Source organism: Nonomuraea glycinis (assembly GCF_035920485.1).
In the GTDB taxonomy this organism is placed as follows: Bacteria; Actinomycetota; Actinomycetes; order Streptosporangiales; family Streptosporangiaceae; genus Nonomuraea; species Nonomuraea glycinis.
The window spans coordinates 2,891,479-2,902,893 of the sequence record NZ_CP109166.1 but is presented as its reverse complement, the minus strand read 5'-3'; the positions used below and the strand labels follow the sequence as shown (position 1 = coordinate 2,902,893).

12 protein-coding genes are annotated in these 11,415 nt (G+C 67.4%); 5 read left to right on the top strand and 7 right to left on the bottom strand.

Annotation, left to right across the window (positions count from 1 at the left end; all coding sequences use genetic code 11):
• Nucleotides 1-278: 278 nt before the first annotated feature.
• The 7 genes from OHA68_RS13440 to rpmH form a co-directional block, all read right to left on the bottom strand.
• Nucleotides 279-1,229 (bottom strand): ParA family protein, encoded by a 951-nt coding sequence (locus tag OHA68_RS13440; protein WP_407674441.1) that lies wholly within the window; start codon nt 1,227-1,229, stop codon nt 279-281.
• Between the two features lie 119 nt (nt 1,230-1,348).
• Complete coding sequence (gene rsmG / locus OHA68_RS13435; RefSeq protein WP_189137552.1) at nt 1,349-2,020, bottom strand: 16S rRNA (guanine(527)-N(7))-methyltransferase RsmG; 672 nt, start codon at nt 2,018-2,020, stop codon at nt 1,349-1,351.
• 310 nt (nt 2,021-2,330) lie between these two features.
• Nucleotides 2,331-2,819 carry a Jag family protein gene (locus OHA68_RS13430; RefSeq protein ID WP_189137553.1) on the bottom strand — a complete coding sequence of 163 codons (489 nt, stop codon included), beginning with the start codon at nt 2,817-2,819 and terminating at the stop codon, nt 2,331-2,333.
• 20 nt (nt 2,820-2,839) lie between these two features.
• Entirely contained in the window at nt 2,840-3,793 is a 954-nt protein-coding gene (gene yidC, locus OHA68_RS13425) for a membrane protein insertase YidC (protein ID WP_327107938.1), read from the bottom strand.
• A 4-nt stretch (nt 3,794-3,797) separates the two neighbouring features.
• Complete coding sequence (gene yidD / locus OHA68_RS13420) at nt 3,798-4,076, bottom strand: membrane protein insertion efficiency factor YidD (protein ID WP_189137555.1); 279 nt, start codon at nt 4,074-4,076, stop codon at nt 3,798-3,800.
• On the bottom strand, nt 4,073-4,438 hold the full coding sequence (gene rnpA, locus OHA68_RS13415; RefSeq protein ID WP_225277142.1) for a ribonuclease P protein component: 366 nt from the start codon (nt 4,436-4,438) through the stop codon (nt 4,073-4,075). The genes yidD and rnpA overlap by 4 nt, the downstream gene beginning before the upstream one ends.
• A gap of 62 nt (nt 4,439-4,500) precedes the next feature.
• The gene (gene rpmH, locus OHA68_RS13410; protein ID WP_043614899.1) at nt 4,501-4,638 is read right to left on the bottom strand and encodes a 50S ribosomal protein L34; all 138 of its coding nucleotides are present in this window, start codon (nt 4,636-4,638) and stop codon (nt 4,501-4,503) included.
• A 446-nt stretch (nt 4,639-5,084) separates the two neighbouring features.
• Between rpmH and dnaA the strand changes: the two genes are divergently transcribed.
• The 5 genes from dnaA (at nt 5,085) to OHA68_RS13385 (ending at nt 11,113) form a co-directional block, all read left to right on the top strand.
• Nucleotides 5,085-6,674 carry a chromosomal replication initiator protein DnaA gene (gene dnaA / locus OHA68_RS13405; protein WP_189137556.1) on the top strand — a complete coding sequence of 530 codons (1,590 nt, stop codon included), beginning with the start codon at nt 5,085-5,087 and terminating at the stop codon, nt 6,672-6,674.
• Between the two features lie 521 nt (nt 6,675-7,195).
• The gene (gene dnaN, locus OHA68_RS13400; RefSeq protein ID WP_327109502.1) at nt 7,196-8,335 is read left to right on the top strand and encodes a DNA polymerase III subunit beta; all 1,140 of its coding nucleotides are present in this window, start codon (nt 7,196-7,198) and stop codon (nt 8,333-8,335) included.
• Nucleotides 8,336-8,372: 37 nt separating this feature from the next.
• Nucleotides 8,373-9,323: a phosphogluconate dehydrogenase (NAD(+)-dependent, decarboxylating) gene (gene gnd, locus OHA68_RS13395; protein WP_263651751.1), complete on the top strand. Its 951-nt coding sequence runs from the start codon at nt 8,373-8,375 to the stop codon at nt 9,321-9,323.
• Nucleotides 9,324-9,390: 67 nt separating this feature from the next.
• Nucleotides 9,391-10,623, top strand: a complete 1,233-nt coding sequence (gene recF / locus OHA68_RS13390; RefSeq protein ID WP_327107937.1) for a DNA replication/repair protein RecF — start codon at nt 9,391-9,393, stop codon at nt 10,621-10,623.
• Nucleotides 10,613-11,113 (top strand): DUF721 domain-containing protein, encoded by a 501-nt coding sequence (locus tag OHA68_RS13385; RefSeq protein WP_225277141.1) that lies wholly within the window; start codon nt 10,613-10,615, stop codon nt 11,111-11,113. Before recF ends, OHA68_RS13385 begins: the two co-directional genes overlap by 11 nt.
• The last annotated feature ends 302 nt before the right edge of the window (nt 11,114-11,415 follow it).

Below are 11,415 nucleotides of genomic sequence, written 5' to 3'. Positions count from 1 at the left end.
ACGGACGGGGCTCACGGACGGGGCTCACGGACGGGGCTCACGGACGGGGCTCACGGACGGGGCTCACGGACGGGGCTCACCGCACCAGCAGCGGCTCTTCTGCGCGCGTGGACCCGTACACCTCTGAGCTGTACGGAAGCCGTACACGCAGACGACGGAAGCGTACGCACAGCGGACGGAAGCTGTACGCGCAGACGACGGAAGCGTATGCACAGCGGACGGAAGCCGTACGCGCAGACGTGAACGTGCGGCCGTGGGGGCGCGCTGGTGGAGGGCGGCTAGACCACTGCTCGGTGGGCGATCTCGCGGGCCGCGTCCATGTAGGCCATTGCTCCGCTGGAGCCGGGGTCGTAGGTCATGACGGACTGGCCGTAGCTGGGGGCCTCCGAGAGGCGGACACTGCGGGGGATCACCGTTCTGAGGACCGTGTCGCCGAAGTGGGCTCGGACCTCGTCCGCCACCTGTGAAGCGAGCCGGGTGCGGCCGTCGTACATGGTGAGGACGATGGTGGACAGGCGGAGGGTGGGGTTGAGGTGGGCCTTGATGAGGTCGACGTTGCGGAGGAGCTGGCCGAGGCCCTCCAGGGCGTAGTACTCGCACTGGATCGGGATCATGACCTCATCCGCGGCGACCAGGGCGTTGACCGTGAGGAGGCCGAGCGACGGCGGGCAGTCGATGATGATGTAGTCGAAGTCGATGCCCTCGTAGGCGGCCAGGGCGCGGCGGAGGCGGGCCTCGCGGGCGACCAGGGAGACGAGCTCGATCTCGGCGCCGGCCAGGTCGATGGTGGCGGGGGCGCAGTAGAGGTTGGGCATCTCGGGGACCTGCTTGATGATGTCCGCCAAGGGCAGGTCGTCGACCAGCACCTGATAGACGTCAGGGATGTCACCGCGGTGCTCGGTCGCCAGCGCTGTGGAGGCGTTGCCCTGCGGGTCGAGGTCCACCACGAGGACGCGTTCGCCGTTCATGGAGAGGGCGGCGGCGATGTTGACGGACGTCGTGGTCTTGCCGACGCCGCCCTTCTGGTTCGCCACGGCGATCACCCGGCACCTGGCGGGTTTTGGCCATGAGCCGTCAGCCCGGTCAGGAGCGTCACCCTCCTGCGCCGGCAACTGCGCGGCGGGTGTTTCACGTGAAACCACTGAGTTGAGCGCCTCTCGTACCAACGGCGAATCACCTGGGTTCAGGGGGGTCTGGGTCACGTTGGTAATCCTTTCAACCCGTGGCATTTCAGTGCCGGGAATTTGCTGTCGCGACACGCCCTTTTCGGGCCAGCCAACCCCAGTGGGACTTTCGGACAGATGGCTGCCCGGCCAGCCAAGACCGCTATAAGCGACTGGCACGACCGTCACCTCCTTCGTCGGCGCCTACCTTGCTCTGGCGCGCGACCCGATATCACCCGAACCAATGTTGCAGGCGGCTCGACCTTACCGTGCCCGACGGTCACAAGCTCGGCCGTTGTCGCCCCGCTGGCTCGCAATTGGGGCTCCGCCTCGGCGAGTTCTTCCGCCGCTCGCTCCCCCTTCATCGCGATCAGCTCGCCACCTTCGCGCAGCAGCGGCATCGCCCACTTCAGGAGTCGGTCTAGCGGAGCGACCGCGCGGGCGCTGGCCACGTCGAACACCCGCTTGCCCGCGAGCTCCTCCGCCCGCCCGCGCAGCACCTCGACGTTCTGCAGTTTGAGCGCTTCGACGCACTCCTCCAGGAAGACGGTACGGCGCAGCAACGGCTCCAGCAGGGTGACCGTGATGTCCTGCCGGACGATCGCCAGGACAATTCCGGGCAGACCGGCACCCGAGCCGATGTCGACCAGGCGCACACCCTCGGGGATGGCCTCGGCCACGACGGCGCAGTTGAGCAGGTGGCGGTCCCAGATGCGCGGCACCTCGCGCGGGCCCAGCAGCCCGCGCACCACTCCGGGTCCGGCCAGCAGCTCGGCGAACGCCTCTGCCCGATCCCAGGCTTCGCCGGCGAAGACGTCTCGCGCGATGTCCGGCGGCGGCGGTAGCTCTTCGCTCACTGCTTGGTGGCCCTTTCTGAGGGATGAGTGGTGATGGTGTCTACCCAAGGCTAAGCGGGCGATCACTGTTGAAGACTAGCGGGCCGCCCTGAACGGAGCCTCCGCGTGCACCCACGTTGGAGCGCCTTTCCGACATGAGGAAAAGCGGAAGATCAGCAGGACAATGACCCAATCCATCAACTCGACCGGGCAAGTCGGGTACGCAAGCCGGTCCACAATGCACGGGCTCGCGCCGTACAAGCATCTGAGACGGAAACGGCCGTCAGCTGCCTGTAGGGCGGGCTGACGGCCGGTCGTGAGGAGGTGCGGGTCAGGCGGGCAGGACCACCACGTAGCGGTGGGGCTCCTCGCCCTCCGACTCGCTGGTGAGCCCGGCAGCGGCCACCGCGTCGTGCACGATCTTGCGTTCGAAGGGAGTCATCGGCTGGAGCGCCTTGGGCTCGCCCTGGTCCCGGACCTGGGCGGCGATCTCGGTGCCGAGCTTGGTGAGCTCCGCGCGGCGGCGCTCGCGGTAGCCGGCGACGTCGAGCATCAGCCGGGACCGCTCCCCCGTCTGCCGGTGAACGGCCAGCCGGGTCAGCTCCTGAAGTGCCTCCAGGACCTCGCCCGAAGGCCCGACCAGCTCGTTGCCCTTGAGCCCGACGACGGAGACCAGCGCGCGGTCGCCTTCGACGTCCATATCGATGTCACCGTCGATGTCGGCGATGTCGAGAAGGCCTTCGACGTAGTCCGCCGCGATCTCGCCTTCCTGCTCGAGCACGCTGAGATCAGGAGCCTTCTCCTGCTCGGCCTCGGTCATGGCCGGCCTCTCCTTCGTATTCACGACTTCTTGCTGCCGGTGCGCTTGCTACGTGGCTGGCGGCTCGGCTGGTTCCTGACGATCTTAGGCTCAGGAGGTGGCGGGGGAGCCTCCTCCACCACCGCATCCGTCTTGCGAATCTTCGCGAGCAGGCTCGGCTTGGGCTTCACCGGAACGACGTTGCCCTTGGCGTCGAACTCCGGCATCGGGTTGCGGCTGTAGAACCAGTGCTGCTGGCCGAGCGTCCACAGGTTGGTGGTCACCCAGTACATGATCAGGCCGAGCGGGAAGTTCAGGCTGAAGAAGGCGAACAGCGGGGAGATCCACATCAGGATCTTCTGCTGCTGGGCCATCGGGTTGTCCGGCATCTGGGCCATGGACCGCGTGACGCTCTGCCGGACGGTGAGGAACGTGGTCAGCGAGCTGATCGCCACGAAGATGCCGAGCACGATCTTGGTCTGGATGACCGTGGCGTTCAGGGCGACGATGTCCTCGCTGGACATGAAGAAGTTCGCGGGCAGCGGCGCACCGAAGATGTGCGCGGCTCGGGCGCTCCTGACGAGCTCTTCCGTCATGCCGTAGACCGCGCGGCCGTTGGCCATGGCCTGGAGCACGGTGAACATCGAGATGAAGATGGGGAACTGCGCCACGACGGGGAGGCAGCCCCCGAGCGGGTTGGCGCCCGCCCCCTGGTACAGCGCCATGACCTCCTGGTTCATGCGCTGCTTGTCGTTCTTGTGACGCTTACGGAGCTCAGCCACCTTGGGGGCGAGCTCCTGCATCTTCTTCGACGACCTCATCTGCTTGAGGAAGAGGGGGAAGATGAGGATCCGCATGATCACGGTCAGCGTGACGATGGTCAGCATCCATGTCAGGCCGCTGTCCGGGTTAAGGACTGTGCTGTAACCCGTATGGATCCAGGTGATGACGAAGGCTACGGCTTCATAGAGCCAGCTCAGCCAGGACAGCTCCACCGAGCTATCTCCCTTGCATTTCGTGGGACCGAACCGGGCGTGGGGGCACCGGGTCTATACCGCCGGGATGGAATGGGTGGCAACGCCCGATACGCCGGACAGTCAACCATGTGCCGCGCAATGCTCCGTGTACGGAGATCGCCTCAAGTCCGTATGCGCTGCACGAGGGGTAGAAACGGCAGCGCGGACCGAGCATCGGGCTGATGAACGCCCGGTAGAACCGGATGGGGACGATCAGCACCCGAGCGCCAAGGCTCGGAGTCCCGTGCGGCTGCTCCGTCATCTCTGTCCATCCATCGAGGACTCACGCCGCCTGAGCAATCGATCCAATGCGAGGTCGAGCTCGGCGGCAAGCTGGTCGCATCGCGCAGACGCGGCCGGTGGATTGGCGCGTACCACCAGCAGGCTACCTCTCGGAAGGCGGTCGAGACGGTCCCGCATCAGGTGTCGGAGCCGCCGCTTGACCTTGTTACGCACCACCGCGCCTCCGACGGCCCGGCTCACCACGAAACCCACCAGAGGCGTCCCTTCCCCGGAAATACCGAGATGGACGACCAGGGTGGGACGACCTGCGCGCTTTCCGCGCTTGATCGCGGCCTTGAACTCGTCCCCGCGCCGCATGCGGGAATGACGGGCTAGCACCATATACGCCTATCGCCCGCCGGTGGACTGCACCGGCGGGCGGACTATCGGACGACTCGGGGCGATCAGGCCGACAGCTTCTCGCGGCCCTTACGGCGACGAGCGGCGAGGATGGCGCGACCGGCCCGGGTGCGCATCCGCAGCCGGAAGCCGTGGGTCTTCGCGCGGCGACGGTTGTTCGGCTGGAAAGTACGCTTGCTCACGGGTGGGCTCCAGGCTTGAAGGTGCGCACGAGGCGCTGAACACACATGGCCGGCCTGTCTGAAATGCGAGGGCACGCGAAATAGCCGTCGCGTGACAAGCCGACCGTCGTACGTTACGGGTGAAGAGCGTCTCAGGTCAAACCGAAAACGGTTATCCACGTATCCACAGGGGGCTTGTCCACCGCCCGGCTCATGTCCACAGCATGTGCACTCACGTACCACTAGGCTGTGGACAACGTCTTGAACACAGCTGTGCACATAGATACTGTCGGCCCTTCCAGACGCGCCATCAGGCTGTGCACAACTTGTGGATCTCCTGTGGAGACGCTGGGTATTCGACCCGGGCGCGATGCTGTGGACGACGGGGACTGATCACTACGCGGGCGGCCCCCGTATGTGGATAACAATCGCGGGGGGCCGCGACAGGAAGGAGGGGGAGCCACACCATGAACGGTGTCGACCTCGGCGCGGTATGGAAGAGGGCCCTGACCAACTTCCTCAACGAGAACGTGCCCGCACAGCAGCGCACCTGGCTCTCCATGGTCCGTCCGATCGCCCTGGCGGATGACACGATCGTGCTGGGCGTGCCGAACGACTTCCTCAAGGACCTCATCGAGCGCAAACTGCGCCCGCTCGTGGCGCACGCGCTGTCCCAGGAGCTCGGCCGGGCCATGCGGCTGGCCGTGATGATCGATACGACGGCGCCCGAACAGCCGATGCAATCGATGCAGGAACATCATCCACAGCCTGGGGGTCAAAGTTATCCCCAGAGCCAGGACCAACAGCCACGTTATACACACGGTGCGCAACCCCAGCACTACCAGGCTTCGGAGCCACCGCAGTTCTATTCTCCACAGCCTGACCAGGGGCCGTCATCCACCGACTATCCACAGCCGACGTTCTCGTTCGATCAGGCTCAGCCGTACACACCGCCTGTGCAGAAGGAGCCGGAGCCGGCGCCGAACAGGTGGGAAGCCAAGAGCAACAAGCCCAGCGAACCGGCCAGGCTGAACCAGAAGTACACCTTTGAGACCTTCGTCATCGGCGCCAGCAACCGCTTCGCGCACGCCGCGGCCGTGGCCGTCGCCGAATCCCCCGCGAAGGCGTACAACCCGCTGTTCATCTACGGCGACTCCGGCCTGGGCAAGACCCACCTGCTGCACGCCATCGGGCACTACGCGCAGAGCCTGTACGACGGCGCGCGGGTGCGGTACGTCAGCTCCGAGGAGTTCACCAACGACTTCATCAACAGCATCCGCGACCACAAGGCCGACGGCTTTCGCGGACGCTATCGAGCCATCGACATCCTGCTTGTGGACGACATCCAGTTCCTGGAGGGCAAGGAGCAGACGCAGGAGGAGTTCTTCCACACCTTCAACACGCTCCACAACGCCAACAAGCAGATCGTCATCTCCAGCGACCGGGCGCCCAAGCAGCTGATCACGCTGGAGGACCGGCTGCGCAACCGGTTCGAGTGGGGGCTGATCACCGATGTGCAGCCGCCCGAGCTGGAGACGCGGATCGCCATCCTGCGGAAGAAGGCCATCCAGGAGGGCCTGGCCGCGCCGCCCGAGGTGCTGGAGTACATCGCGAGCCGGATCTCCACCAACATCCGTGAACTCGAGGGCGCGCTGATCAGGGTCACCGCGTTCGCCAGCCTCAATCGCCAGGGTGTGGATCTCCAGCTGGCCGAGGTGGTGCTGAAGGATCTGATCACCTCCGAATCCGGGCCGGAGATAACGATCGCCACGATCATGCACAAGACCGCCGAATACTTCGGGATCAGCATCGACGACCTCTGCGGCAGCTCGCGCAGCAGGGCCCTGGTGAACGCCAGGCAGATCGCGATGTACCTGGCTCGGGAGCTGACGGAGCTGTCGCTGCCCAAGATCGGCCAGCAGTTCGGTGGCCGCGATCACACCACCGTCATGCACGCCGAGCGCAAGATCCGCTCGCTCATCGCGGAGCGACGGTCGATGTACAACCAGGTCAACGAGCTGACAATGCGCATCAAACAGACGTCCCGCGGGTCCTAGCCGTCATGCACAGCCTGTGGATAACACTGTGGATCAGGGAAAACGCGCGAACGGCCCGTCCGTACGCCCCGCATTGCCCGGAAAAATTCCGCACAGCGCTTGGGGATAACCCTGGGGACATCCTGAGGAGAACCTGGGGACTACCGGTGGACGACTTGGGGACGGCCTGTGCACAGTCTTTTGGAGGCCGTTCGCGGGACCGTTTTGTCCGTGGACAACCTGGGGACAGGCAGTGGATGACCGGTGGATGAACACCCCCTGATCTGGGGATGGCCTGTGTGCAACGAAGCGTCGTCCCCAGCCGCCGGAGTTACCCCCAGGCGTCACCCACAACTGCAGTGGATGAAAACAGGGCCGTTGACCAGGGCAGACGCGGGTTGTCCACAGTATCCACCGCCCCTACTGTGATGACTTCACTTATCTCTTAAGAAGAAACTCAAGACCCATAGAGGGGTTCTCCCGGATCGAGGGTGCGGGAGACGCGACACTTGAATCAACGACGATCCAGGAGGCTGATGACCGTGATGTTCCGAATCGAGCGAGACGTCCTCGCTGAGGCGGTGGCATGGACGGCACGCAGTCTGCCCGCACGGCCATCGGTGCCCGTTCTCGCCGGCATGCGCCTCGAGGTCACCGAGGATCAGCGGCTGAAGCTGTCCGGCTTCGACTACGAGGTCTCCGCCGAGGTGACGCTGGAGCTCCACACCGGTGAGCAGGGGGTCGTCCTGGTCTCGGGCAAGCTGCTCGCCGAGATCACCCGCGCTCTTCCCGCACAGCCTGTGGACTTCGTCGTCGAAGGCGCCAAGGCCGTCGTGACCTGTGGCAGCGCCCGCTTCACCCTGCTCACCATGCCTGTGGAGGACTACCCCTCGCTCCCGGTCATGCCACCGGCCGCCGGGCGGGTCGGCAGCGACACCTTCGCCTCCGCCGTCGGCCAGGTCGCCGTCGCCGCCGGGCGGGACGACACGCTGCCCATGCTCACCGGCGTGCGGATGGAGATCGAGGGCGACCTGGTGACGCTCGCCGCGACCGACCGCTACCGGCTGGCCGTGCGTGAGCTCAAGTGGCAGCCGGACCAGCCGGACTTCTCCGCCATCGCGATGATCCCCGGCAAGACGCTCGCCGACACGGCCAAGGCTCTCGGCGGGAGCGGCGCCGAGGTGGAGATCGCACTCAGCGCGGCCGGCGGCACCGGCGAGGGCATGATCGGCTTCTCCAGCGCCGGGCGCCGGACCACCACGCGCCTGCTGGACCCCGAGTTCCCCAAGTACCGCTCGCTGCTGCCCACCGAGTTCTCCGCGAAGGCGGATCTGTCCACAGCCTCGTTCGTCGAAGCCGTCAAGCGCGTGGCCCTGGTGGCCGAGCGCAACACGCCGGTGCGACTGGCGTTCAAGAGCGGCGAGGTCGTGCTCGAAGCCGGCAGCGGCGACGAGGCGCAGGCCGTCGAGGCGCTGCCTGTGGACTACGAGGGCGACGAGATGAACATCGCCTTCAACCACCAGTTCCTGCTGGAAGGGCTCGGTGCCATCGACTCCGACATCGCCCGCCTGCAGATGACCACGTCCACCAAGCCCGCCATCCTCACCGGCGGCAAGCCTGTGGATGACGTGGGCGCTCCCGACTACCGTTACCTGATCATGCCCATCCGCCTGTCCAGCTGAGAACGTCATCGGGGATGATGGAGGCCTGACGAGGGGGTTGGACTACATGCAGATCGGCATGGTCGGACTGGGCAAAATGGGTGGCAACATGGCCGAGCGGCTGCGCCGCGGCGGTCATGAGGTGGTCGGTTACGACCACGATCCCGAGGTCAGCGACGTCGGCAGCCTCAAGGAGCTGGCCGAGCGGCTGCAGGCGCCCCGGGCCGTCTGGGTGATGGTGCCCGCCGGCAAGCCCACCCAGCAGACGATCGACCGGCTGGGCGAGTTGCTGTCCGAAGGCGACGTGGTCGTCGACGGCGGGAACTCCCACTACGTCGACGACCAGAAGCACGCCGCCGAGCTGGCCGGCAAGGGCGTCAGGTTCGTCGACTGCGGGGTCAGCGGCGGCGTCTGGGGGCTCGAGAACGGCTACGCGCTCATGGTCGGCGGGGAGCAGGCCGACGTCCAGCACCTCATGCCGATCTTCGAGACGCTCAAGCCGGAGGGCGAGGACGGCTTCGTTCACGCGGGAGACGTCGGCGCCGGGCACTTCGCCAAGATGGTCCACAACGGCATCGAGTACGGCATGATGCAGGCCTTCGCCGAGGGGTGGGAGCTGCTGGAGGCCTCCGACGTCGTCAAGGACGTCAGGGGCTCGTTCAGCAGCTGGCGCACCGGCACCGTGATCCGCTCCTGGCTGCTCGACCTGCTGGTGCGGGCGCTGGACGACGACGAGAAGCTGGCGGAGCTGCGGGGTTACGCACAGGACTCCGGCGAGGGCCGGTGGACGGTCCAGGCGGCTGTGGATCACGCCGTCCCGCTGCCCGTGATCACCGCCGCCCTCTACGCCAGGTTCGCCTCGCGGCAGGACGACCCGCCGGCGATGAAGGTGGTCGCGGCGCTGCGCAACCAGTTCGGCGGCCACGCGACCACCTCCGCCGAAGGATCTGTGGAAAAGGGCGCCGACGCGCCGGGGGCGGACGTCCGTCCACCGCGCGAAGCGGAGTGACGCGGGTTTTCCACAGGGTGTGCGCCGGTTGCCCCAGTGGCGCTCGGGGCGCACTAACCTTCGTGGGGTGCACGTCGCCCACCTCTCGCTGACCGACTTCCGGTCCTACGCATCCGTGGAGCTCGGCCTGGAGCCGGGCGTCACGGCCTTCGTGGGCCCCAACGGCCAGGGCAAGACCAACCTGGTCGAGGCCATCGGCTACGTGGCGACGCACTCCAGCCACCGGGTGGCCGCCGACGCGCCGCTGGTGCGTCAGGGCGCGGCGCGGGCGATCGTGCGCTGCGCCGTCCAGCGGGACGACCGGCGCGCGCTGGTGGAGCTGGAGATCAACCCCGGCCGGGCCAACCGCGCGCGGCTCAACCGCTCGGCGGTGTCCAGGCCCCGGGACGTCATCGGCCTGCTGCGCACGGTGCTGTTCGCGCCCGAGGACCTGTCGCTGATCAAGGGCGACCCGGCGGAGCGCCGCCGCTTCCTCGACGAGCTGCTGGTGTCCAGGACGCCCAGGTTCGCCGGGGTGCGTGCCGACTACGACCGGGTGCTCAAGCAGCGTGGCGCGCTGTTGCGTACGGCCTCCCAGGCCCGCAGAGGCACCAGGAGCGGCCGACGGGCCGAGGGGGACACCGGGTTCGCGGCGGCGGGCGCCGGAGACGTCCTGAGCACTCTGGAGGTCTGGGACGCCCATCTCGCCCGGCACGGCGCGGAGTTGCTGCGCGCCAGGCTCGAGCTCATCGACGAGCTGCGCCCGCTGGTGGCGGGCGCCTATGCCTCGCTCGCCCCGACGAGCGCCCCCGCGACACTGGCCTATCGCAGCACGTTGTCCACAGGCCAGGACGGCGCTGAGGACGAATCCCCCGGTGAGCGCGGATCTTCCGATGCACAGACGTTATCCACAGACTTGGGGAAAACCCTTGAAGAGCGGCTGCGCGAGCGGCTACTGGAGGTCCGCTCGGCCGAGATCGAAAGAGGCGTGACGCTCGTCGGCCCGCACCGCGACGACCTGGTTCTCGGCCTCGGCGAGCTGCCCGCCCGGGGCTACGCCAGTCACGGCGAGTCCTGGTCGTTCGCGCTCGCGCTGCGGCTGGCCGCCTACGACCTGCTGCGCGCCGACGGCGGCGATCCCGTGCTGATCCTCGACGACGTCTTCGCCGAGCTCGACTCGCAGCGCCGACGCCGGCTGGCGGAGATCGTCGCGCCCGCCGAGCAGGTGCTCATCACCGCGGCTGTGGACGACGACGTGCCGGCCGAGCTGGCCGGTGCCCGATTCGACGTAGCGGAGGGGAGCGTGACGCGTGTCCGTTGACGACGATCCGACGGCCCGGGGCGCCGCCATGGCCAGGGAGAAGCTGGCCCAGGCCAAGGCCGACGCCGCCAAGCGGGGGCAGCTGCCGCGGCGCGAGCCCAGGCGCAAGGCCGCGGGCCCGCGCCGGGACACCGGGGACCCGCAGCTCTTCGGCCGGGCGATCAGCGAGCTGCTGGCCGCCCGCGGCTGGGAGCGGTCGGCGGCCGTCGGCGCCGTGTTCGGCCGCTGGATCGACATCGTCGGCCCTGATCTGGCGGCGCACACCAAGCCGGAGTCGTTCGAGGACGGCGAGGTGCTCGTCGTGGCCGACTCGACGGCGTGGGCGACCCAGGTCCGGCTGCTCGCGCGCACCCTCGTGCGCAGGCTCAACGAGGAACTCGGCGACAACACCGTGACGAAGGTCAAGGTCAGGGGCCCGCAGAACGCCCCTCGACCAGCGGGTGGATTACGGGTGACCGGAAGCCGTGGCCCCGGCGACACCTACGGTTAGGCGCGCCAGGCGATCAGAGAGCCGCAGACGCGTTGACCCCCGACCCAAGAGGGGGGATGCTTGCCAGGGGGCAAAACGAGCTAGAGAGCATCACAGGCGCGTTCATTGCTACCTTCGGGCTCCAGAGCCGGTAGAATGAAAGCGGATTCCGGACACGTCCGCTTGCGTGTCACCCCGGCACCAAGCCGACTCCCCTGGGTGACCGCGCATCGGGGGCATTCACGACGGTGACGGGCACGGCAGGGGCAGCTTTGAAAGCAATCGCCTCCCCCGCCGCGTGTCCGCGGCAGGAGGATTTCGCA

Bases quoted from the DNA above. Each gene is read 5' to 3' on its own strand.
- OHA68_RS13430 (WP_189137553.1), bottom strand. From the start codon at position 2,819: ATGACCGAGGCCGAGCAGGAGAAGGCTCCTGATCTCAGCGTGCTCGAG.
- OHA68_RS13440 (WP_407674441.1), bottom strand. From the start codon at position 1,229: ATGCCACGGGTTGAAAGGATTACCAACGTGACCCAGACCCCCCTGAAC.
- dnaA (WP_189137556.1), top strand. From the start codon at position 5,085: ATGAACGGTGTCGACCTCGGCGCGGTATGGAAGAGGGCCCTGACCAAC.
- yidD (WP_189137555.1), bottom strand. From the start codon at position 4,076: ATGACGGAGCAGCCGCACGGGACTCCGAGCCTTGGCGCTCGGGTGCTG.
- rnpA (WP_225277142.1), bottom strand. From the start codon at position 4,438: ATGGTGCTAGCCCGTCATTCCCGCATGCGGCGCGGGGACGAGTTCAAG.